Consider the following 22454-nt stretch of genomic DNA (forward strand, 5'->3'; position numbering starts at 1 on the left):
GTAACAAGTTGTTTAGCTCATAATACATCAAGTAGAGTTAGTCCTAGTGATGATCAACATCTCCAGCATGCAAATATTTTAGGTTTTGGAGTTGAAAGTATTAGTTGGTCTGATGAGCTTTTAGTATGGGAGTGATTTTATAAATTTTTGTTTTTTTGAAAGCTTTCGTTAGAGGAACTTTATGATTGATCTAAAAGAGTTATTAAAAGATAAGATTACATCCCTCTCAGATCTTTCTTTAACGCTTTTAAAGAGCTTTGATAAAGTAAGGTTTGATAATGTTTCTCATATGCTTGAGTTTACTAGACACCGCCTAGGAGATAAATATTTAGTTGGTCGCAGTAACTGGCTTGTAACAACTATTGAAACACCGTTTTCTGTTAATGACAACTTGTACTTAAAGGCTATTGGTGACTTATATGTTGAAGATTTCAACGATGGAAGACTTACCCAGACTCAATACGTAACTAAAGCTAATAATTACTGCCATTCTCCTAACACATCAAATCGTCTAATTTTTGACTCTGATATCACTTACAAGTTTGATCATACAGCTTCATTTGAAATATTTGTTGAATCTGGCGGTTGGTATTCTACTGGGAACTGTAGGCTTGTATGGATGCAGAATCCATCCCAGGGATTCGCCATCAAAATCTTAGGGCGTTATAGTTATACCGATAAGTATTACGATCGTGTTAATGACTCTAATTATTCGCCATTAGAAGGATTTACTATAGGAGAATATGGCAGGCAAAGACTCGGTACTGGTTTACAGATCGGTAGTTCTACTTCAATTGATTCTATGTCATCTGCCAGAATGACAAGTAAATTTGTCATACAAAAAGTTTCTGTTTTTGATTTTGATGATGTTATTACCATGTATCCTGGTTCCTGGGCCTTCGAATTATTGCATGTACATACCATGGGTGGATCATGGAAAACTCCTAAATATTTTAGGGGGTTAGACTTTGGCGAGAATATTAGGCTTAGTCACTGCTTTATCGCTGATAACCATAAACGAATGGTGGATAGAAAATTAGGCCAAGTTCATTTTCGTACAGGTGAATTTGTGATTAATTCTGGTTCGTTTGATAATATGAAAGTTGTCGTGGATGGGGACGCCAGTGTGAAAATGATGTCAGTACACTTTGAAAACCCTTCTTCCACAGCAAAAAATAAAAGGTTTTTAGAGGTTGTTGGCGATAGCGCCTTTTGCTTATTAGAAAGCCCTCAAATTGTTATTAGAAATACGCCAATATATAGTACGTTATTTTATTGTAAATCAGGCAGTAGGCAAAATCGTCATCCTTTTTCTGGCGGTCTTTCCATAGTTAACCCAAGTTATCAATCTGTCAAAAGTTACCGGCCCGACCTTGCTCCAGTTAAGGACTCACGAGTCTCTTACGATAGTGACGGATATTTAGAGTTAGTTGGAGGGGGAGGGAGAGTCTATTATAGTGGAAGTGCTCATATAAACTCTCTATTTTTTAACCATGCTCCAATTCCTATTTCAAGAAGCTTAGTGGGTGCTAGTTTAGCTAACTACTCGTTTGATAAAAAACTATCATCTGGAATGCCGAAATTTTGGACCTTAGACGACAACTCTCACCAAGTAAATAGTGATTTATGCACAGTTACTACTGACGACTCTTGGGTGGGTAAATCTTGTCTTAAAACTACAGTTAATCAAACTAATACTCATAGTTCAGTCTTTCAAGATATTGATTGCTCTAATGGACAACTTTGTTTAGGTACCGTGAAGGTCAAATGGAAAATTAGTTCTTTAGAAGAAGGATATATTAAAGGGAAGATTCAAGTTTTAGTTGAGTTTATTGATTTTAATGGTTCTGTAATTGATGGTGCTGGTCATTCTGCAAATTGGGATGTCAACAATAGAAATTCTATAACTAAATATTTAGATTGGGAACATGCTAAGCTAATTGCTACTGCTCCAGAAGGGACTAAGAAGGTACGTATTCGACTGAATACTTTTTTAATATCGAAGAAAAAAGAACACTTTATTACATCATATTGGGATTGTGCTGTTTTTAACGTGCTGTAAAGTCAGGTAGATATTGATATCTACCTGCTAAACTAATCTTTAATTTGGAGAGACGCTGCTACCTCGAGAGCCTAACGTTCTTCTCGTATTTGTAGGTGCTGCTGTATCTTCCTGACCAGCGGCCGTTGCTGTGTTAGGTATTAACGTCGGGTCAATTCCAGACGCAAGTGCAGATGAGGTCACTTGTTCTACTGGAATGCCAGCGTCAATTGCTGCTTGGGCAATTTGAGTCGCCAAATCAGGGTTAGCTAACATAGCCTCTTCTAGAGCATACCCTACTTGCATCTGATATGCCTTTGCAACTTCTGCTGTTACATCGACTACATTATTTGGGTATTTGGTCGAAAGTCTTCTAACTGTTTCCTGAGCACCGATACCAACGCTTTGCGTAATGATTGAATTTACGTCTTGTGACTGCTCTTCGTTCAATGCTGCTGAAGAACTAAAAGAAGCCATAGATAAAATGAAAGTTGTACCTAGCACAACACCTTTAAAATTCATACTTAATCCTCTGCTAATTTTTACCGAGATTTAACTTCAAAATTTTAAACTCAGTTAATCTAGGCTGTATTATACGATCAGCGTAATAATAATACATCAAATTGATAGCCGCGCTTTCAATTTACTATAAATTTGTTCAATAATGCCTCAGTCTTATTTTAGATACACTTATACATTGAGTGACAATAGTCGCGAAATGGCTATTGGCCCTTGGGGCTCGACTTCATGTCTTTAATATTTCGATTATTCCAGACCACCCAACCTGATAGTCTTAGGAATAGAAATTGTTGAAGTATCTCGATTTTAGCAGAGGCATCAAAAGTGCCTCGTTAGAACGAGGCATGTGTTAATGTTCAATAATGGTTACTAAATTATGCAGAAGCGTAATCTGTATCATCAGTTAGCAAGTGGTATGTTGAACCATCATCCGCAGTCACAGTTAGAGATGAGTAATCACTAGCATTTAAGCCTAATGAGCATAGATAAGCTGTTTCAGCCCACGAAAGATCATCTGTATCTGCTACTGTAACGCTATCATCGAAGCTAACATCGACGTTAGAGAGAACAAGTCCAAAGTAAGAAGAATCATTTGACTCCAGTAATTCGCTATCAATAGTTAGACCTGCATCATCAGAGCCCTTGATTACTTCAAAATTCTCAAATTCTACGGTATCTTGACCACTAAAAATAAGTGTATCTAATCCATCGCCACCATCTGCATATCGAGATGTATCTATAGTCGAATCACTATCAATTGAAGAAACGTCTAATGTATCGCGACCATCTCCAAGGGAAACATCAAAAGATGTATTTTTAGTGTTTAATGTATCCGACATTACCACACTGTCATTACCATCGCCTGTACTAATAGTAAATGTATTATTCCAGTTTATATTATTAGAATAAACTGAAATATTAATATCATCATCACCAGAGCCTGTCTCAATTGTTGCCCTTTTTACATTAATTAGATCTATATCGGTACCAGTACTTGATTCGTTGACTATGTTGATATCAACGATATTATTTACATAGATAGAATCATCATCATTAATGATTTGAACTGATTTATATCCAGACTCGTTCCAAACATCTGATGTGATATATGTAGATGAATAGCCACACCAACCAGTTGAATGGGTAATTGTTACTCCATCTTGAGAAATAGTCCCATCTCCAGATAAAGATACTGTCGCGTTATCTAACGTCAAATATGTCGAGTAAGCCGTACCGGCTATAATAGAGCTATCACTAGAAGTGGAATCAACTGCTTCTTCGTGTACTCCCCATTGGTGATGGTGATTTGGTCCCCAAAAGCTATGCTCTTTAAAATGATGTAATTCATTTTTATGTTCGTGGTTATAGTTTCCATAACCAAACCAATTATTAAATGAAAAATTAAAGAATTGACTAAACATAAACGTATGCTCTCCACTACTGGTATTATTTTAAAACTAATTAATTTTCTCTAAAAGCCTTACTAAGGCTATTTTCAAATGGTTCTACTAAATAGCTGATTGGGCTCTTTTCTTTATTTAAAATATAAACTTCTACAGGCATCCCTGGATAGAGATTAAGTTCCTTATCTCTAGAAAGGGAGGTTGGGTCTAACATGATTTGAACTTTATAACCAGAGTTTTCCTTATCTCCCTCTTTAACCATAGATCTATCTGCATCAACTAAAGTTACAGTTCCTTTTATTAGTGGAGTTGTTCTGAAGTTATAGGCAGTAAAGCGAATTTCAGCGTTTTGCCCCACTTTTACAACATCTATATCTGTAGGTTTGATTAATGTTTGTATTATAAGTTTATCGTTATCTGGAACTATTTCCATGATGGTTTGAGCCGGGTTAATAATCTCTCCTGCAGTATTTATCTGCATATTCATAACTACGCCATCAGAAGGGCTTCTTATTATAGTTCTAGATTGTAAATCATTTTGTGACTGTAGTTGTGAGGATAAATCTACGATTTTATTACGGACCGTAGATAATTGATCTTCAATGTCGGATAGATTTCTATCTGTAACAGCCTTTTTTTGCTTATTTAATTCATTTATAGTCGACTTATTATCTTCAATGTTAGATTGCATTGATATTATATCTGATTGAAGTGATGCTTCTGACCGCTTTAATTCTAAAATCTTTTGTTTGGACGTATATCCTTTATCAATAAGTTTTTCATGCATTTGAATTTCTTGATCTAGATAATTTAAAACTTTTTCCTTCTGCTCAATCATTTGTTTAGTGGAAGTGATAAGGTTTTTTGCTCCAACGAGTCTAGAATCTAATATGCTTATCTCTTTTTGCTGCATGCTTATTCTACTAAAAAAGAGCGATTTTTGATTCTGAATCATGGTAGCAACCTCAGAATTAAGAAGAGGATTACCATCAAAATCAATTTCAGGAGTAAACGATGATTTATTGTTTCTTTCTGCTATTAGCCTCATATACTGAAGCTTGTAACTTATTAGCGTTAGCTTGATTTGGTTAAGTTTACTATTTGATGAAATATCTGACACTTTTAATAAAGGCTGACCTTTGTTTACCCGTTGACCTTCTGTGACGAAAACACTTTCGACAATTCCGCCCTCTAAATGTTGGATATTCTTTTTCTTACTTTCAACAATAACAATACCGGAGGATACTGATGCAGATTCGAGTTTAACTAAGCATCCCCAAGCCAGAAAAACCACAAGAGTAATCACAATAAAGGTAGTTATTTGTTTTATTAAATTATTATTATTTTCAATAATTATATTTCTATATGATATAGATTCAATCATGATTTAACCTAGAATTTTACAGTTGAACTACTTATGTGTCTTACTAAGGAATCTGAATTACTGTTACTCGACTTATTTTCAAAGGCTTTTACTAGTGACCCATCTTTTATTTCGATAATATAATCAGATAGTTTTGACATATCATTGTCTAAACTAGTGAAAATGATTGTCGAACCGCTTTTTTTGAGCTCAATTAATGTATTTAAAAATATTTCTTTTGATTGGTTGTCTAGTGATGTAGTTGGCTCATCTAGTATTATAAGTCTTGGTTTTTTATATAGAGCACCGGCTAAGGCTATTCTTTGTACTTCACTTTCTGAAAAATATTGCTCTCCAGAACCAACGTTTGTTGAAAATCCATTCGAAAGCTTAGAAATAAATGGAATGCAATTTGCAGCTTTACTTGCCCACAATATATCTTCAGAATTTTCGTTTATTGTCTCAAACCCACAAATGTTATCTGCTAGTGTTGTTTTTATTAACTCTGGACGCTGTCCTAAATATGATACTTTATTGGTTAAACTATCTTGTGAGATTTTATTAATAGAGACGCCATTTATTCTTATTCCGCCTTCATCTGGAGTTACACATCCAGCACAAATTTTGAGTAGCGTCGATTTTCCTGACCCAGATAATCCAATTACTTGTAACGCACTTCCTTTTTTTAGGTTAAATCCTAGATTTTTTATTATAGGTTTACCTTCACTGTTATTTAGCGTTACTTTATCAACTAGTATATCTATAGCTTCAATATTAATTTTTAGATTTTCTTCTCGTTTTTTCTCTTTAAGGAAAAGATCTACTTCTTCAAATGCCGATTTGGCTTCAAGCCATGAAAATAAGTGGTTAGTGCCTTGATCAACGGGGGCTAATATTCTTCCCAGTAGGATTGATGAAGCTAGTAATGAGCCAGACATTATTTCGCCTTTTATTACTAAAAATGCACATAGAGCATAGATACCAACCTGGACTAACATTCTAAATGACTTTATTATAAATTGACTTTTGTTCGAAAAGCCTTTTGTTAAATACTCTAAATCTAAAACGCGTTCATTTTTTTGTTTCCATTTTTTAGTGGCTTTCTCGGATATTAAATGTAATTTTGACGAGTTCTTTTTACTTAGAATGCCACTTAATAGAATATTTTGGTTTGTTGCAAACTTTTTAAATACTGAAGATTTTTTATAAGTAATATATAAGGATAGTCCACTAATCAAAGATATGGTTATCAAAGATATTAATGCATAGTATCCAATATATGGATGAAGGATGAACATCACAACTGTAAAAATTAGTGTCCAGGGTAAATCAGCTAAATGCCTGTGAAACGGCGATGAAATATAGGTTTTAGCTAATTGATGTTGTTTTATCAGGTTTTTACTACTAGTAATGCTAGAGTTGAGCATTACTTGGTCAAAAGTTGAATCATATACAAGAGAAAGGTTGTTTAGAATTTGTTGTCTCGCATAATCCATTAAAGATTGGATACAAACAAAAAAAATCACAATCATTACAATATAAATTAAAGTATCGATGCTTTGTGACGTCAGTACTCTTCCATATATTTGTAAGCTATATATGGGCATTACCAAAAGAAGGATGTTGGCAAATATAGAAAATAGCTGAAAATAAAACAAATTTTTCTTGCGATATTTCGTAAATTCAAACCAACTTTCCATATTTCTACTCTTTTATTCTATGAACAAAAGTAGAGCACAATAGTACGTGCTCTACTTATAATTAAATAATTTGGTAATTAGGCGATTATTGAGTAATCGCTATCATCTGTAAGGACAGTATAAGTACCATCATCGCCTGCAACTTCAACTGACACATAATCAGATGAATCGAGCCCGAGGCTTGCTAAGTAACTGGCTTGGTCATCACTTATAACATTCACATCTGAAACACTTACGTCATCAGACAGCTGTAGATCGACCTGATTAAAGACAAGGCCCAATTCGGCACTATCATTATCTTCTAATAGGTCTGATGATAATGTTACTACAGTTGAAAATGCGCTATCGCTGCCTTTAATGACTTCAAAGTTATCGAAGCTTACGCTATCTTCACCACTCAAAGTCAATGTATCAAGTCCATCGCCACCATCTGCAAATCTTGATGCTGAAGAAAATGGATCTAATAGACCTGACACGTCAAGACTGTCATTACCTGATCCAAGTTCTATATGAAATGAAGTATTCTCAGAGTTTGCTGTGTTAGTTAATACAACTGTGTCATCACCTGCGCCAGTATCAATATCAAAGCTATTGCTCCAATGATTATTATTAGAGTAGACGCTGAGATATACTGAATCATCACCATTACCAGTTTCGATAGAGCCGCGTTTTGCGTTAACGACAGTGACATTTGCTCCTGTATCGCTGTCAGCATTAACGCTAACATCGACAAAGTCTTGTACATAAATGTTTGATTTGTCGCTATCTATGCTGACGGATTTCTCACCCTTAGCATTCCAAGAAGAGGCGACGGCCGCTGTTAAGTCTGTGTAATCTACATCTGTCACAGTTGCGTTATTGTTAAGTACTTGATTGCTCACTGTTAAATATTCAGAACTTGCTGTTCCAACTAATACTTCGCTCATACTTCCACCTTATAATATTCTGCTACTTAGCTAACAACTAATTAATAAAAAGAATTAATTTCTTGTCCTAATCCAGCTTACGGCGAGTACTTATTTGTGTACTTCGCTGGCTATGATTCGTAAATCGAAAAAAATTATATATCTAAATGTAAAAAGAAAGACAATAAATTGACGGTTATTTTTCGAGCAATTGACAATTTATCAGTATTGAGAAAATTATGAGTGATATTGCACTTTTTTGCATTTAACAACTAGATGTTCATTCCACAAAGTATCAATTATGAGCTAGATGTTTCATTTGTGAGATTTTTTGTTTGTTTTTGCATCTGGCCAGAGTTATGAAAATCTGCCAAAAAAATGTCGTTACCTTTGCCTTGTTTGGTATAGATATTTCCGAATATTAGGTTAAATAACCGCAATTGTTCTGCTTTTGATTTTATAAAAACTCAGTCCTAAATTAATCGCATGAGCGTAGCAGTATGCGTATTTTTTGAGTTAGTTTGGGGAAACATTGTTTAGACACCTTCTAATAGATAGGTATTGATGTGTAAGCTTGCTAATGTTTTTCTACTTTTATCCAAGTAACGATAAGTGACTCATTACCTAGCTCATTTATGAGCGGATGGGTAGTCATAGAAATGTAGCTTATTCCTAGTTTTTCTTGCCCAAAGCAATAACTACACAACCATCCATTGTTTATATGGTCAAGATCAGCGAAAATAGTCAGCAATTAAGTCTAACGTAACGGGTTTGATTAGTCGGGAACTATAATCAATGAGCTTTCTCAAATCCGAGCACAATCAAAAAGAATCTATACATGGCAATCCAAGATTATCTCAATGAGGTCAATAAGCGTCGTACGTTTGCGATCATTTCTCACCCTGATGCGGGTAAAACTACGATTACAGAAAAAGTACTTCTTTTCGGACGTGCTATTCAGCATGCCGGTACAGTCAAAGGACGTGGAGCAAGTCATCATGCAAAATCAGACTGGATGGATATGGAGAAGGAGCGTGGGATCTCCATTACAACCTCAGTAATGCAATTCCCATATAACGACTGTCTGGTCAATCTACTTGATACTCCTGGACACGAAGACTTCTCTGAAGATACCTATCGCACCCTTACTGCTGTTGATTCCTGTTTGATGGTCATTGATGCAGCAAAAGGTGTCGAAGATCGTACACGTAAATTAATGGAAGTGACTCGTCTTCGTGATACGCCAATTATTACGTTTATGAACAAGTTGGACCGTGATATCCGCGACCCGATGGAAGTCATGGATGAAGTCGAGAATGAGCTTAATATTCTCTGTGCTCCAATCACTTGGCCAATTGGTTGCGGTAAAGAGTTTAAAGGGGTTTATCATATTCATCGTGATGAGACGATCTTATATTCGACTGGTCAAGGACATACGATCCAAGAAGTTCGTATAATCAAAGGTCTTGAAAACCCAGATCTAGATAAGGCGGTGGGTGATGAACTGGCCGCTCAGCTTCGTGATGAGCTAGAGTTGGTTCTAGGTGCATCTAACGATTTTGACAAAGAGCTTTTCCTTCAGGGCGAGTTGACGCCAGTATTCTTTGGTACGGCATTAGGCAACTTTGGTGTTGACCATATGCTAGATGGGTTGACAGAGTGGGCGCCATCACCGCTACCTAGAAAAACGAATGAGCGTGTCGTTGATGCGAAAGAGGAAAAATTCTCTGGTTTTGTGTTCAAAATACAAGCCAATATGGATCCAAAACACCGGGATAGAATTGCCTTCATGCGTGTCGTATCTGGGTCATATACCCAAGGCATGAAAATGAACCATGTTCGTATTGGGAAACAAATCAGTATTTCTGATGCAGTCACATTTATGGCAGGAGATCGTGCACGAGCTGAAGAGGCATTTGCTGGAGATATTATTGGTCTTCACAATCACGGGACGATTCAAATCGGTGATACATTTACTCAGGGTGAAAGCTTAAAGTTCTCTGGCATTCCAAACTTTGCTCCAGAGTTATTCCGCCGAATTCGTCTGAAAGATCCTTTGAAGCAGAAGCAGCTACTAAAAGGCTTGATCCAGTTATCTGAGGAGGGGGCTGTACAGGTATTTCGTCCTCTTCAAAACAATGACTTAATTGTTGGTGCGGTCGGTGTATTGCAGTTTGAAGTGGTTGTGGCTCGTTTGAAGTCTGAATATAACGTTGAAGCGATATACGAAAGCGTAAACGTTGCAACGGCCCGTTGGGTTGAATGTTCAGATAATAAAAAGTTTGAAGAGTTTAAGCGTAAGAACGAATCACACTTGGCACTGGATGGGGGGGATAACCTCGCCTATGTCGCTCCAACTATGGTGAACTTGAACCTTGCTCAAGAACGAGCACCTGATGTTACCTTCCGCGCAACACGGGAACATTAATGCTAAATAAGTTAAGGCTCCGTATGGAGCCTTAATTTTATTCATCTAGCCTATTCCAATAGCTCTATTGCTTTATCCAATGCTTCAAGCAGTTTATCGATATCTTCTTTGTTGTTGTAAACTCCCAAAGAAATACGAATGGTTCCTGATATCCCTAATGCATCCATAAGTGGATGGGCGCAATGGTGGCCAGAGCGTACCGCGACGCCTTGTTGGTCAAGTAATGTCGCGATATCTTGGTGATGGATTCCTTTTACGATAAAGCTGATAATATTAGTATTCTGCTGATATCCAATAATCGAAATTAGCGGTCTTTTAAGCAGTGCTTGATATGTATAATTTTGCAGTTCAATAAGATTATCGTATTTTATTACGGACGAAAGATCGCTGTACCATTCAAGTGCGGCGGATAGTGCAATCACGCCCGCAATATTGGGTGTGCCGGCTTCAAATTTAGCGGGGGAGTTTGAGTAAGTGGTACCTTCAAACGTTACCTTATCAACCATTTTGCCTCCACCTTGCCATGGTGGCATTTCGTCTAACAGTTCCTTCTTCCCATAAAGCACCCCAATACCAGTCGGACCGTATAGTTTATGGCCCGAGAAAACATAAAAGTCTGCATCAAGCTCTTGAATATCGACTTGCTCATGAACGATTCCCTGAGCACCATCGATAACGACTTTTGCTCCAATATCGTGCGCATGCTTAATGACGAATTCGATAGGTTGTCTATAGCCAGTGACATTGGTGATATGCGCAACAGCAACAAGCTTTGTTTTGTTCGAGAGCAACTTTATAAACTGCGCATTATCGAATTCGCCTTCAGCAGTAATAGGAACCTTTACAACCTTAGCGCCTGTGCGATTTGCGATAAGTTGCCATGGAACTATATTCGCGTGATGTTCATTTTCGCATACCAAAATCTCATCACTGGGGCAAAGATTTGTCTGGCCCCATGACTGCGCAATTAAATTTAAACTTTCTGTCGCGCCTTTAGTCCAGATTATCTCATCACAGGATCTAGCATTGATGAATTCGGCAACCGTCTTTCTCGCATGTTCAAAGCTCAATGTTGCCTTAGCCGTAACTGAATGAGTGCCACGATGAACATTGGCATTACCGTACTTATAGTAGTTGGTTAGGGCATCTATCACTACCTTTGGTTTTTGGGTAGTTGCAGCACTGTCGAGATAGACTAACGAGTTCTCATTTTCCTTTATGAAAGGAAATTCTTCCCTTAGCGATCTATTTCCCAACATCATTGAGTATTTCCAAACTGCTGGTAGTTAAGAGTTGGGTTTACCACCATGGGTTCGGCGATTTTCCAAGCAAACTCTTTGCCTGAGAATAAAATGATAATTTCCATAGCAAACTCGAGTGCAGTACCCGGCCCCTGGCTGGTTAATAAATTATCATTTATATCATAGGTGACTCTTTTGCTTCGCCATTTATCCGATGGAATAGCGTCCTGAAAGCCTGGGTGGCAAGTCATAATTGCATTTGGGAATAGATTATGGTGTTGTAAAACGACCGCCGGAGCGGCACAAATTGCTGCGACCAGTCGACCGTCATATTTCTGTTGTTTCACGATTTCAACCAAGAGGTCATTGTCTCTAAACGTTTCTGCACCTTTAACGCCTCCAGGAAGAACAACGGCATCGAATTGTTCATCAGCAATATCAATTAATCTTGTTTGCGCCTTTAGTTCAACGCCTCGCGACGCTGTAATAGATAAATTGCCATCAAAAGCCGCACTTGCAACTGTAACATCATAGTCAGCACGAACTAAGATATCGATGATGGTAACCGCCTCCATTTCTTCGGTTCCGGGAGCGATGGGTACCAAGATTTTCTTTTTCATTTTGCCGCCTTGTTACGTTCAATTTCTATTATCTGATTATATAATTTTTCGTTTTGTGGAACAGCCACATTATGAATTCTCGCCTTATTAATTAGATAACCCGTTATAAAATCAATTTCTGTAGGCCGACGGTAAAAAATATCTCGATTCATGGACGATAAATTTTGAGCGGTAGAATTTATTACCGACATGATCGTGGATGTGAGCGTTTGGCGAGTGTGAGGAATACCTTCTCTGACCATAACTTGATAGGTCTCTTCAATTAACTGTTTTATTATCGGTTGATACTGAGTATTTAGTAGTTCCCCATTCTTACATTGGTGAATAGCACTTAAAGGGTTAATGATGCAATTCACCGCAAGCTTCAGCCAGAGCGAATCGACAATATTATGATCCCATTCTACGGGAGACAGCGCGTGATTGAAGGTGTCTGCTAGAAAATGGCATTGTGTCCCTTGTCCATTCTTCCCACCAAGAACTGTTTTACCCAATCCTGTATGACGAATGTGTCCTACTGATGACTTTAATGCGCCATGACTCGTTGTTGCATACACAATTGGGTGCTCTTTAACTGATTCAGGAAGAACTTCATCTGCGCCCATTCCGTTATGCATAAATACTAAAATAGCATCTTGGTGAATGGATGATAAAAGAGGTATTAGCGCGGTTTCTACCTGCCATGCTTTGACTGTTATAAGCACGAGATCTGCGTGTTTTAGGTTGTCGACATTTTTGTTTTCGAGTAGTACGCTTGGGCTATTATCTATCTTTATTTCTATTCGTGGCTCATGAGAATGTGCCCACACGCTAACCCGATGACCTGCGTGGTTGAGATGATAAGCCCATAACGATCCGATAGCGCCAGGACCAAGTACAACAATATTCATGTCAACTCCAATTGAAAATGTTTTGCTAGGATAATCCGTGAAATTGAAAATGCAATGTTAGCGGGGTGGGTTATGCTTATAAGAGATAGCATCAATAACAATCAAGTAAGAGGAGGACAAAATGGAAGAGGTCATGCTGTTTCCACTTGGATCCATCGTATTGCCTGAAGGAAAAATGAAGCTGAGAATTTTTGAACCCAGATACAAAAGAATGGTAAGCGAGTGTAGCAAACAGAGAAAAGGCTTTGGGATCTGTTTATTTGATAGTAACGCAGGTGAAAATATTAATCCTCTTTCCGCTTACGGGTGTTACGTTAAAATCGTTGATTTTGAGACGCTGAGTGATGGTCTTCTGGGGATTACAGTTAGTGGTATTAAGAGATTTAAGCTTCGTTCCGTTCGTAAAGACTTTGATGAGCTGCGTTTGGCAACTGTTGACTGGTTACCCAACTGGGATTTTATTGAGCTGAATAGCGGTGAAAAAGAAATGGCAGAAAAGCTGCAGGAAATTTACAAACAATTTCCGGAAATAGGTGAACTCTATCAGCAGCGATTCCTTGACGACTTAAGTTGGGTAACACAGCGCTGGTTAGAGTTACTTCCGTTATCTAATGATCAGTTTGATGAATTGATTAATAACTCCAACTGTTATAAAAGCGTTGGTTTCATTAACAAGGCATTAGATCATATCAATATCTAACTGTCAGTATTCTTCCTCAGCTTTGCTAGCAGGTCTTCGAAGTAGTGCCTCAAGGTGTAGAGCATTATGAGGCTCGGAACGACCATGATAGAGGTTAGGATGAAAAATAATGACCAATCATTGAGGTAATCTGCTAGTTCACCACTATAGACAGACAAACTTGTCCGACCTAAATTTCCCAGTGAAGCTAAAAGCGCATATTGAGTTGCGGAGAAGGCCTGACCGGTTAACAAAGTTAGAAAGGATACAAAAGCGATAGTTGAGAACGCTGTAGTAAAGTTATCAACAAAAATGGTTGCCATGAATAGGTGTTCGTTCGGCCCAACATTAGCGATCCAGGCAAACATCAGGTTACTCGCGGACATAGCAATCCCACCTATCATGAGCCCTTTTACTATTCCAAAGCGAACATTCACTGCGCTTCCTAGGAAGGTAAACAGCATCGTTGTACCCCATCCGAGGAGTTTGGAATAGTAACCGATTTGCTCATTACTAAAGCCCACTTCTTTGTAAAAGGGGATCGACATTCGTCCTAAGAATGCTTCACCAATCTTAAATAGAAAAACAAAAAGAAGCAGGGTTAAGGCAACACGAGTACCATTGCGACGGAAGAAATCGACAAAAGGTTCTATCGTTGTCACCATAATCCAAGTCAGTACTTTGGAATGTACAACATCATCATACCGCTGTTCAGCTTTTTCCTGTAAAGCATCTCGATGTGTTTTCGGTTCTTTTACAAGCAAGGTAAATAGAATCAATACCCCGACGATAACGGCCATGCCGTAGTAAACATTGTTCCATCCGACACTATCTGCCTGTGTGAAAGCAAAATATCCAGGCAAAGAATAACCCGTCCACCAACCAATAACTGCCATAGCAGAGGCTTGGGGCAATTTACTTTCTTCTGATTTAGGAAAAGTATCAATACGATAGGCATCAATCGCGATATCTTGAGTTGCGGACGAGATAGCAATACCGAGAGCTAATAGAGATGTGAGTACAATGCTTTGCGCCGGGTTAAGCTCTGCGATACCAAGAGTACCGACGAGAATAATGCTTTGACATAAAAGAATCCAACTACGTCGCTGTCCTAGCCAAGCAGTCAAAAAGGGTAATTTAACTCGGTCTACTAGAGGTGCCCAAAGAAAGTTGATCGCATAGACAACAAAAATGCTACCGAAATAGCCTATCGCCGATAAGCTAAGGCCTGCATCTTTCAACCAACCCGACATATTGGAGCCGATCAAAACCCAAGGAAAGCCACTTGAGCATCCGAGCATAAACACCCAAGCTAGTCTGATATCGAGATAACTTTTGAAGGTGTTTAGCCACGTATTTCTATTTGTCATAGCTTTCCTTGAACCGAGATAGGCTAATTATCGTTGAGGATTTTTATATCGTTGATCACGATTGGAGTGTCGGGAACATCACGCATCATGCCCTGGCGACCTGTAGATACCGTCGAAATTGCCTTAACGATATCAAATCCCTTAGTGACTTTTCCGAACACTGCATAGCCTGGGGGATTCTGTGCTGCATTGAGAAATTCGTTATCAGCTACGTTAATAAAAAATTGACGTGTTGCTGAGTTGGGATCTTGAGTTCGCGCCATAGCGATGGTGCCCGTATCGTTTTTCAGACCATTACTGGCTTCATTTTTTACAGGAGGATAACTGTCTAGGCGATCTAGGTTAGAAGTAAAACCACCACCTTGCACCATAAAGCCTGGAATCACGCGATGAAAAATTGAGCCTTTATAACTTCCGTCTTTAACGTACTTTAAAAAGTTTGCAACGGTAATGGGAGCTTTCTCTTGATTAAGCTCTACGGTGAAAGCTCCCTCGGAGGTATCAACTTCGATAGTAGGAGCGCTCCATACTGAAGCACTCATAAATGACAGTAATCCTATGACAAGCGCTTTTGACATTTAGAAGCGCTCCCGCATGTAGTTTTGCAGTTCTTTATCATCCGCAATTTTTTTCAATACTTGATCGACGAGTTCATTTAAAACCATTTCCATATCGTCTTTTGATGCGCCAAACATGCCGGTTCTTTTCGCTGTACCATTGTAGGTTTTCACTAATTTGCCTTTTGGCGTTTCTGCTGTAATCGCAATTACAACGCTACCATTCATTTCATTTTCAAGCATAGAGTGTTTGACTGAAACCAATGCTTCCTGAACTTCTGCTGTAACGGTGTTTTCGCTATTTACACTCATATTGAAGCCTTGCGAAGAAAACTGATCAGCAAGGGCATTTTCTATCGCAATTCTTACATTTTGGCGTGCATGAAGCGGTTCGATATTTGAACGGCCACTATCTACTAAAGCAACATATTGAGCTGTACGCACATCTTTACTCATTAGAGTAAATGATTTCCCTTTCACAAGATCACTATTACTGAGGGTTGCTTTGGGCATGAAATTGATCTGTTGTTGCTGTGGAGCCGAACAAGCAGCTAGCAAGGCAAGAGAAGCGGCGATAAACAGTTTTTTCATTACTTGATTCCTTTTATTCCATTAATTTGATGGACATCTCTTATTTGAATCTTTTGGCATAATGTTAAGAACATAATGACTGAAGCTCGTGATGTTTTTATGCTCTCAACAGTATTAAACTTAGCACTAAATCTAACGTTATCATTTAGACGCTTGTAAGATAACAAATTTCTTGTTCTGAGCGATAGTTTTTACATGACTTTTGCCAAAGACTCGAATCAGCTTCGCATGATAGTCGAGATGGCGGTTGCCTATTACATAGAGATGGCCACCAGCTTTTAATACATTTTGGCTATCACAAAACATCTGCCAGGCAATATGATCTGTGATTGTATTTTGTTGGTGGAAAGGCGGATTACACACAATACAATCCGCCGAATTATTTTCTATACCATCTAAGCAGTTGTTTGCCTGTGTATGCAAACGCTGCTTATCCGAAATGTCGTTTGTTTCAAAGTTCATTTTCGTTGACGCAACGGCCATATAACTTTCATCAATAGCGAGAATGTGCGCCTTTTTATTTAGACGTGCTAATTGGATTGATAGCACACCATTGCCACAACCTAGATCGATGATTTTTTCGTAAGAGCTATTGACGGGCAGGTGTTCGAGAAAAAATCTTGCACCGATATCAAGGCTTTCTCCTGAAAAAACATTCGGCAGGTTGGTGAGGGTTATATTTTCACTATCCACCGACCATGTAATCGTAGTGTTCTCGTCTATTTCTAAAGACTTATCCACTTTAGAGAAAATTAAACGGTGCTTTTTCCAGGCAAGTGACGTTGTAGTCGTACCTAAATACGATGAAAACAAATTTAAAGTTGATGTATGAATGTTTTTGACTTTGCCTACAGAAACAACCTCACATTCCTCGTTCGCTAACGCCTGAATTTGACTCAGAATCCACGTGAGGTGGCGATTACTTTTCGGCAGCTGGAAGAGAATAATATCAGCGTCGGATGGAATCGGATCCATCGTTGTTAGTAATGTAATTTCTTTACAGTTGTTAATTTGTAAATTTGATTCAATGGCTTTATGAGCGACAAATGAGTCGCTCATCGTTGTCACTTTATAGTGTTCGCTGAACCAACAGCTTAGTGCGCCAAAATGATCGTTAATAATAACGATATGGGTATTGGCTGGGAGCTGTTTTTCTTCGAGGTAATTGATCAGGTATTCATCGCCAGCGTCCCATGCTTGAAGCGTTTCGTTCTTTCTCTGTGGGTAGCGATGAATATGTAGACTCTTTGAGCCAAGCTCTAAAAGCGTTTTCATAAATTGAGCAATCTATTCAGTTAAATTCGTGTTCATTGTCTCAAATAGGTGCAGTTTAGAAAACAGAAACCTTTATCTATTCCTTCAGCAACGTTAAAATAGTGCTACTGTCGTTGATAGATTCTATCAATGTGCTATTCCTTGACAGAGAGGCAATATGATTAAGGAAATAATAGAGTCCAAATTAACTGAGGCTCTCAATCCCATTCACATGGACGTTATCAATGAAAGTTTCATGCATAATGTTCCTCCAGGCTCTGAGAGTCACTTCAAAGTTATCGTTGTTAGTAACGAATTCGAGAATAAACGTCTTATTGCCAGACACAGACTTGTGAACCAAACTTTAGCAAATGAGCTAGAGAATGGTGTCCATGCTCTTTCTATGCATACTTATACACCGAGCGAATGGCAGGATAGTGCTGTAGTGCCTGAGAGTCCTATGTGCAAAGGCGGGAGTAAGCTGAATCCTTAATCATTTTAAATTTATGTTAATAAATTTGATCAACCACGAAAAAACAACAAAACGTTTATGGGATTATTAACTTTTGTTACTCCCCAAACTTTTTAGTTAATTTGTGCGATGGTTCAAAGTTACGTTTATTTCTCATGCATAAATAGTGAAATGAAAGGAAAATTGGGTGGATTCGATCGTCTCGGGTCATAGCATCACAAAGCTAAAAGCGATAAACTGTCGAACCAGAAAATGTGGCTTATAAACGTCAAAAGTATTTTCTCATAACTTTGTTTTTACTCAGTTATGGGGCGAATGTCGTGTCTAAGGTTTTCTTAGTTACTAAAGTGTTTTTTAGAACGGGTTAACCTTACAATATACACAAATCAAAGAATCTTTTTCCCGATAAAGTAGTGCAAGTGCGTATGATTACAATAAAAAAGGGTTTGGACCTTCCAATCGCGGGAGCGCCTGCCCAGGTGATAAATGATGGTAAATCCATCACAAAAGTCGCCTTGCTTGGCGAAGAGTATGTTGGCATGCGGCCAACAATGTATGTTCGTGAGGGTGATGAGGTGAAGAAAGGCCAGGTTCTTTTTGAAGACAAAAAGAATCTAGGTGTTAAATTCACTGCGCCAGCTAGCGGCAAAGTTATCGAAATCAATCGTGGAGCCAAACGTGTTCTTCAATCTGTCGTGATTGAGGTTGCGGGTGACGAAAGCGTTGCATTTGATAAGTTTGCGGCAAGCGAGTTGGCTAGCCTAGCGTCAGATAAAGTGAGATCTCAACTCGTTGATTCTGGCATGTGGACAGCATTTCGTACTCGTCCGTTTAGCAAGGTTCCAGCAATCGATTCAACTACCAAGGCTATCTTTGTTACCGCTATCGATACCAACCCCTTGGCAGCTGATCCTCAACTGGTGATCAATGAACAACCTGAAGCGTTTACCGCTGGTTTGGACATTTTATCTGTTCTTACTGAAGGTAAAGTTTTCGTTTGTAAGAAAGGAACAAGTTTACCTCGTTCTGGTCAGTCAAACGTTCAGGAGCATGTATTTGATGGTCCTCACCCAGCAGGTCTGGTGGGTACTCATATGCATCATTTGTATCCAGTTAATGCTGCGAACGTAGCATGGAGTATCAACTACCAAGACGTTATTGCTATCGGTCAGTTGTTCCTAACCGGTGAGTTTTACTCAGGTCGTGTGGTTTCTCTTGCTGGTCCTGTCGTTAACAATCCTCGTCTAGTTCGTGTTCCTCTAGGTGCAAGCCTGGATGAGTTAACGAACAACGAAATTATGCCTGGTGAAGTTCGAGTGATTTCTGGCTCGGTCTTAGCTGGTACTCAGGCATCCGGTCCTCACGCGTATTTAGGACGCTATCACTTACAAGTGAGCGTGTTACGTGAAGGTCGTGAAAAAGAATTTATTGGCTGGGCAATGCCTGGTAAAAATAAATTCTCTGTTACTCGCTCTTTCCTCGGTCATTTGTTCAAAGGTCAGTTATATAACATGACGACCACGACCAACGGTAGTGATCGTTCGATGGTTCCAATTGGTAATTATGAAAAAGTAATGCCTCTTGATATTGAACCAACGTTGTTGCTTCGTGATCTCTGTGCTGGAGATACCGAAAGTGCTGAACGTCTTGGTGCATTGGAACTTGACGAAGAAGATTTAGCGTTATGTACCTTTGTGTGTCCAGGTAAGTATGACTATGCATCACTGCTTCGTGAATGCTTGGACAAGATTGAGAAAGAAGGGTAATTTCCATGGGGCTTAAAAAGTTTCTAGAAGACATTGAGCATCATTTTGAACCGGGTGGAAAACATGAAAAATGGTTTGCGTTGTATGAAGCAGCTGCGACAATTTTTTATACTCCAGGCACGGTAACTTCAAAAGGCTCACACGTACGTGACAGTGCGGATCTTAAACGTATCATGATCATGGTATGGCTAGCGGTATTCCCTGCAATGTTTTGGGGTATGTATAACGCTGGTGATCAAGCTATTGCAGCACTTCACCATTTGTATTCAAGTGCACAACTTACCGATGTTATTAACGGTAACTGGCATTATTGGCTGACTACCGGACTGGGTGGTACCTTAGGTACAGACGCAGCTTGGGGTAGTAAAATGCTCTTGGGTGCGACTTATTTCCTACCAATTTACCTAACAGTGTTTATCGTTGGTGGTTTCTGGGAAGTCCTTTTCTGTATGGTGCGCAAGCACGAAGTCAACGAGGGTTTCTTCGTTACTTCCATCCTGTTTGCTTTGATCGTTCCACCAACACTTCCTTTGTGGCAAGCGGCGCTTGGCATCACATTTGGTGTTGTAGTTGCGAAAGAGGTATTCGGTGGTACAGGCCGTAACTTCCTAAACCCAGCTCTTGCAGGTCGTGCATTCCTATTCTTCGCTTATCCAGCTCAAATCTCTGGTGATTTAGTGTGGACTGCTGCAGATGGATTTTCAGGTGCGACAGCATTGAGCCAATGGGCACAGGGTGGTCATGGTGCGCTAATCAATAATGCGACAGGACAAACGATTACTTGGCTTGATGCTTTCTTGGGTCACATCCCTGGATCGATTGGTGAAGTATCGACTCTTGCTCTAATTATTGGCGGTGCATTCATCGTTTATATGGGTATTGCTTCTTGGCGTATTATCGCAGGTGTTTTGATTGGTATGATTGCATTATCAACTCTGTTCAACCTGATTGATTCTCCTTCAAACCCAATGTTCTCAATGCCTTGGCACTGGCATCTAGTTTTAGGTGGCTTTGCATTTGGTATGATCTTTATGGCAACTGATCCAGTTTCTGCTGCATTCACTAATAAAGCGAAGTGGTGGTACGGGATTCTTATCGGTGCAATGTGTGTACTCATTCGTGTAGTTAACCCTGCGTACCCAGAAGGTATGATGTTAGCAATTCTATTCTCGAATCTGTTCGCACCATTGTTTGACCATATCGTGGTTGAGAAAAACGTAAAACGGAGATTAGCGCGCTATGGCAAGTAATAACGATAGCATTAAGAAAACGCTGTTTGTTGTTATCGCGTTGAGCTTAGTGTGCTCAATCATCGTATCAGTAGCAGCGGTTGGTTTGAGATCTAAGCAAGAGCAAAACGCTCTTCTCGATCAACAATCAAAAATTCTTGAAGTATCCGGCGTAGATATGAGCAAAGGTAAAGTTTCAGACCTTTATGCTCAGTACATCGAGCCTAAATTGGTTAACTTCAAGACGGGTGAGTTTGTTGAGAAAACACCTAACGGCGAAACAGCAAAAACTTACGATCAAAAAGCAGCATCGGGTAACGCTTCAACATCAACTAAACTTAGTCCTGATGAAGATGTAGCGGGCATTCGTACTCGTGCGAACTACGGTCTTGTATACTTAGTGAAGGGTGATGAGCAGGTTAACCGCGTGATTGTCCCAATTCACGGTAAAGGCTTGTGGTCAATGATGTATGCGTTCGTAGCTGTTGAGACTGACGGTAACACAGTTGATGGCATTATCTACTACGAGCAGGGTGAAACTCCTGGATTGGGTGGTGAAGTTGAAAACCCAGGCTGGCGTGCTCAGTTTGTTGGTAAGAAACTTTATGATGATAACCATCAGCCAGCAATCAAGATCGTCAAAGGTGGAGCACCTGCAGGCTCTGAACATGGTGTAGATGCGTTATCTGGTGCAACATTGACCAGTAATGGCGTACAGCATCAGTTTGATTTCTGGTTAGGTGATATGGGCTTTGGTCCATTCCTAGCAAAAGTTCGTGACGGAGGTCTGAACTAATGTCTAGTGTAAAAAATCTAAAGGAAAGCTTGTTAGCGCCAGTATTGGATAACAACCCAATCGCGCTTCAGGTTCTGGGTGTTTGTTCTGCTCTAGCAGTAACAACCAAGTTAGAAACTGCGTTTGTTATGACCATTGCTGTAATGTTTGTAACAGCTTTCTCTAACTTCTTTGTATCATTGATTCGTAACCATATTCCAAACAGTGTCCGTATCATTGTTCAGATGGCGATCATTGCTTCGTTGGTAATTGTGGTTGACCAAATTCTGAGAGCGTTTTTGTACGATATTTCAAAACAGCTTTCCGTATTCGTTGGTCTTATCATTACTAACTGTATCGTAATGGGTCGTGCTGAAGCATTCGCAATGAAAGAAGCTCCAATTCCTTCATTTTTGGATGGTATTGCAAACGGTCTTGGTTATGGTTTCGTTCTTATCTCTGTTGGGTTTGTACGTGAGCTATTTGGTTCAGGCAAAATCTTTGGTCTTGAAGTCCTTCCATTGGTGAACAATGGTGGTTGGTACCAGCCAAATGGTTTGATGCTACTAGCACCATCTGCTTTCTTCTTGATCGGTTTCCTAATTTGGATCATCCGTACATTCAAGCCTGAACAAGTAGAAGCGAAGGAGTAGG

The 22454-nt window shown here is 39.1% G+C and carries 20 protein-coding genes; 8 read left to right on the top strand and 12 right to left on the bottom strand.

What is annotated here, in order from left to right:
* Positions 1-181: 181 nt before the first annotated feature.
* The gene (locus tag EES38_RS04590; RefSeq protein WP_124936013.1) at positions 182-2062 is read left to right on the top strand and encodes a hypothetical protein; all 1881 of its coding nucleotides are present in this window, start codon (positions 182-184) and stop codon (positions 2060-2062) included.
* 39 nt (positions 2063-2101) lie between these two features.
* Here the strand turns inward: EES38_RS04590 and EES38_RS04595 are convergent, their stop codons facing one another.
* The 5 genes from EES38_RS04595 to EES38_RS04615 form a co-directional block, all read right to left on the bottom strand.
* A complete protein-coding gene (locus tag EES38_RS04595) occupies positions 2102-2563 on the bottom strand; it encodes a hypothetical protein (RefSeq protein ID WP_124936014.1) in 462 nt (153 codons plus the stop codon).
* Positions 2564-2934: 371 nt separating this feature from the next.
* Positions 2935-3981: a hypothetical protein gene (locus tag EES38_RS04600; RefSeq protein ID WP_124936015.1), complete on the bottom strand. Its 1047-nt coding sequence runs from the start codon at positions 3979-3981 to the stop codon at positions 2935-2937.
* A gap of 40 nt (positions 3982-4021) precedes the next feature.
* Positions 4022-5347 (bottom strand): HlyD family type I secretion periplasmic adaptor subunit, encoded by a 1326-nt coding sequence (locus EES38_RS04605; protein ID WP_124936016.1) that lies wholly within the window; start codon positions 5345-5347, stop codon positions 4022-4024.
* An 8-nt stretch (positions 5348-5355) separates the two neighbouring features.
* The gene (locus EES38_RS04610) at positions 5356-7026 is read right to left on the bottom strand and encodes an ATP-binding cassette domain-containing protein (RefSeq protein ID WP_124936017.1); all 1671 of its coding nucleotides are present in this window, start codon (positions 7024-7026) and stop codon (positions 5356-5358) included.
* 77 nt (positions 7027-7103) lie between these two features.
* A complete protein-coding gene (locus tag EES38_RS04615) occupies positions 7104-7952 on the bottom strand; it encodes a hypothetical protein (protein WP_124936018.1) in 849 nt (282 codons plus the stop codon).
* Positions 7953-8769: 817 nt separating this feature from the next.
* Here EES38_RS04615 and prfC point away from each other — a divergent pair.
* A complete protein-coding gene (gene prfC / locus EES38_RS04620; protein WP_124936019.1) occupies positions 8770-10359 on the top strand; it encodes a peptide chain release factor 3 in 1590 nt (529 codons plus the stop codon).
* A gap of 50 nt (positions 10360-10409) precedes the next feature.
* Here the strand turns inward: prfC and EES38_RS04625 are convergent, their stop codons facing one another.
* From EES38_RS04625 to panE, 3 genes are read right to left on the bottom strand one after another with little or no spacing between them, the layout of a single operon-like run.
* A complete protein-coding gene (locus tag EES38_RS04625) occupies positions 10410-11618 on the bottom strand; it encodes an aminotransferase class V-fold PLP-dependent enzyme (RefSeq protein WP_124936554.1) in 1209 nt (402 codons plus the stop codon).
* A complete protein-coding gene (locus EES38_RS04630) occupies positions 11618-12220 on the bottom strand; it encodes a DJ-1 family glyoxalase III (RefSeq protein WP_124936020.1) in 603 nt (200 codons plus the stop codon). Before EES38_RS04630 ends, EES38_RS04625 begins: the two co-directional genes overlap by 1 nt.
* The gene (gene panE / locus EES38_RS04635; protein WP_124936021.1) at positions 12217-13107 is read right to left on the bottom strand and encodes a 2-dehydropantoate 2-reductase; all 891 of its coding nucleotides are present in this window, start codon (positions 13105-13107) and stop codon (positions 12217-12219) included. Before panE ends, EES38_RS04630 begins: the two co-directional genes overlap by 4 nt.
* A gap of 121 nt (positions 13108-13228) precedes the next feature.
* Here panE and EES38_RS04640 point away from each other — a divergent pair, with 121 nt between their 5' ends.
* Entirely contained in the window at positions 13229-13807 is a 579-nt protein-coding gene (locus EES38_RS04640; protein ID WP_124936022.1) for an LON peptidase substrate-binding domain-containing protein, read from the top strand.
* Here EES38_RS04640 and EES38_RS04645 read toward each other — a convergent pair.
* From EES38_RS04645 to EES38_RS04660, 4 genes are all read right to left on the bottom strand, one after another.
* The gene (locus EES38_RS04645; RefSeq protein ID WP_124936023.1) at positions 13804-15156 is read right to left on the bottom strand and encodes an AmpG family muropeptide MFS transporter; all 1353 of its coding nucleotides are present in this window, start codon (positions 15154-15156) and stop codon (positions 13804-13806) included. The genes EES38_RS04640 and EES38_RS04645 overlap by 4 nt on opposite strands.
* A 23-nt stretch (positions 15157-15179) precedes the next feature.
* Positions 15180-15734, bottom strand: coding sequence for a peptidylprolyl isomerase (locus EES38_RS04650; protein ID WP_124936024.1), 555 nt, complete (start codon positions 15732-15734; stop codon positions 15180-15182).
* Entirely contained in the window at positions 15735-16304 is a 570-nt protein-coding gene (locus EES38_RS04655) for a YajG family lipoprotein (RefSeq protein ID WP_124936025.1), read from the bottom strand.
* Positions 16305-16445: 141 nt separating this feature from the next.
* Positions 16446-17579: a methyltransferase gene (locus EES38_RS04660; RefSeq protein WP_124936026.1), complete on the bottom strand. Its 1134-nt coding sequence runs from the start codon at positions 17577-17579 to the stop codon at positions 16446-16448.
* A 157-nt stretch (positions 17580-17736) separates the two neighbouring features.
* Between EES38_RS04660 and EES38_RS04665 the strand changes: the two genes are divergently transcribed.
* The 5 genes from EES38_RS04665 (at position 17737) to EES38_RS04685 (ending at position 22453) form a co-directional block, all read left to right on the top strand.
* Complete coding sequence (locus EES38_RS04665; RefSeq protein ID WP_124936027.1) at positions 17737-18051, top strand: BolA family protein; 315 nt, start codon at positions 17737-17739, stop codon at positions 18049-18051.
* Positions 18052-18455: 404 nt separating this feature from the next.
* Complete coding sequence (locus EES38_RS04670; protein WP_124936028.1) at positions 18456-19796, top strand: Na(+)-translocating NADH-quinone reductase subunit A; 1341 nt, start codon at positions 18456-18458, stop codon at positions 19794-19796.
* Positions 19797-19801: 5 nt separating this feature from the next.
* Positions 19802-21046: an NADH:ubiquinone reductase (Na(+)-transporting) subunit B gene (locus EES38_RS04675; protein WP_124936029.1), complete on the top strand. Its 1245-nt coding sequence runs from the start codon at positions 19802-19804 to the stop codon at positions 21044-21046.
* On the top strand, positions 21036-21821 hold the full coding sequence (locus tag EES38_RS04680) for a Na(+)-translocating NADH-quinone reductase subunit C (protein ID WP_124936030.1): 786 nt from the start codon (positions 21036-21038) through the stop codon (positions 21819-21821). Before EES38_RS04675 ends, EES38_RS04680 begins: the two co-directional genes overlap by 11 nt.
* Positions 21821-22453, top strand: a complete 633-nt coding sequence (locus EES38_RS04685) for an NADH:ubiquinone reductase (Na(+)-transporting) subunit D (RefSeq protein WP_124936031.1) — start codon at positions 21821-21823, stop codon at positions 22451-22453. The genes EES38_RS04680 and EES38_RS04685 overlap by 1 nt, the downstream gene beginning before the upstream one ends.
* Position 22454 lies beyond the last annotated feature (1 nt).

The sequence above is a fragment of the Vibrio viridaestus genome (assembly GCF_003856525.1).
Classification (GTDB): Bacteria; Pseudomonadota; Gammaproteobacteria; order Enterobacterales; family Vibrionaceae; genus Vibrio; species Vibrio viridaestus.

Excerpts from the sequence above, each read along its gene's own strand:
- EES38_RS04590 (WP_124936013.1), top strand. The coding sequence starts at position 182 with ATGATTGATCTAAAAGAGTTATTAAAAGATAAGATTACATCCCTCTCA.
- EES38_RS04685 (WP_124936031.1), top strand. The coding sequence starts at position 21,821 with ATGTCTAGTGTAAAAAATCTAAAGGAAAGCTTGTTAGCGCCAGTATTG.
- EES38_RS04640 (WP_124936022.1), top strand. The coding sequence starts at position 13,229 with ATGGAAGAGGTCATGCTGTTTCCACTTGGATCCATCGTATTGCCTGAA.
- prfC (WP_124936019.1), top strand. The coding sequence starts at position 8,770 with ATGGCAATCCAAGATTATCTCAATGAGGTCAATAAGCGTCGTACGTTT.
- EES38_RS04615 (WP_124936018.1), bottom strand. The coding sequence starts at position 7,952 with ATGAGCGAAGTATTAGTTGGAACAGCAAGTTCTGAATATTTAACAGTG.
- EES38_RS04605 (WP_124936016.1), bottom strand. The coding sequence starts at position 5,347 with ATGATTGAATCTATATCATATAGAAATATAATTATTGAAAATAATAAT.
- EES38_RS04670 (WP_124936028.1), top strand. The coding sequence starts at position 18,456 with ATGATTACAATAAAAAAGGGTTTGGACCTTCCAATCGCGGGAGCGCCT.
- EES38_RS04660 (WP_124936026.1), bottom strand. The coding sequence starts at position 17,579 with ATGAAAACGCTTTTAGAGCTTGGCTCAAAGAGTCTACATATTCATCGC.
- EES38_RS04650 (WP_124936024.1), bottom strand. The coding sequence starts at position 15,734 with ATGTCAAAAGCGCTTGTCATAGGATTACTGTCATTTATGAGTGCTTCA.
- EES38_RS04630 (WP_124936020.1), bottom strand. The coding sequence starts at position 12,220 with ATGAAAAAGAAAATCTTGGTACCCATCGCTCCCGGAACCGAAGAAATG.
- panE (WP_124936021.1), bottom strand. The coding sequence starts at position 13,107 with ATGAATATTGTTGTACTTGGTCCTGGCGCTATCGGATCGTTATGGGCT.
- EES38_RS04675 (WP_124936029.1), top strand. The coding sequence starts at position 19,802 with ATGGGGCTTAAAAAGTTTCTAGAAGACATTGAGCATCATTTTGAACCG.
- EES38_RS04610 (WP_124936017.1), bottom strand. The coding sequence starts at position 7,026 with ATGGAAAGTTGGTTTGAATTTACGAAATATCGCAAGAAAAATTTGTTT.
- EES38_RS04655 (WP_124936025.1), bottom strand. The coding sequence starts at position 16,304 with ATGAAAAAACTGTTTATCGCCGCTTCTCTTGCCTTGCTAGCTGCTTGT.
- EES38_RS04600 (WP_124936015.1), bottom strand. The coding sequence starts at position 3,981 with ATGTTTAGTCAATTCTTTAATTTTTCATTTAATAATTGGTTTGGTTAT.
- EES38_RS04625 (WP_124936554.1), bottom strand. The coding sequence starts at position 11,618 with ATGTTGGGAAATAGATCGCTAAGGGAAGAATTTCCTTTCATAAAGGAA.
- EES38_RS04665 (WP_124936027.1), top strand. The coding sequence starts at position 17,737 with ATGATTAAGGAAATAATAGAGTCCAAATTAACTGAGGCTCTCAATCCC.
- EES38_RS04680 (WP_124936030.1), top strand. The coding sequence starts at position 21,036 with ATGGCAAGTAATAACGATAGCATTAAGAAAACGCTGTTTGTTGTTATC.
- EES38_RS04595 (WP_124936014.1), bottom strand. The coding sequence starts at position 2,563 with ATGAATTTTAAAGGTGTTGTGCTAGGTACAACTTTCATTTTATCTATG.
- EES38_RS04645 (WP_124936023.1), bottom strand. The coding sequence starts at position 15,156 with ATGACAAATAGAAATACGTGGCTAAACACCTTCAAAAGTTATCTCGAT.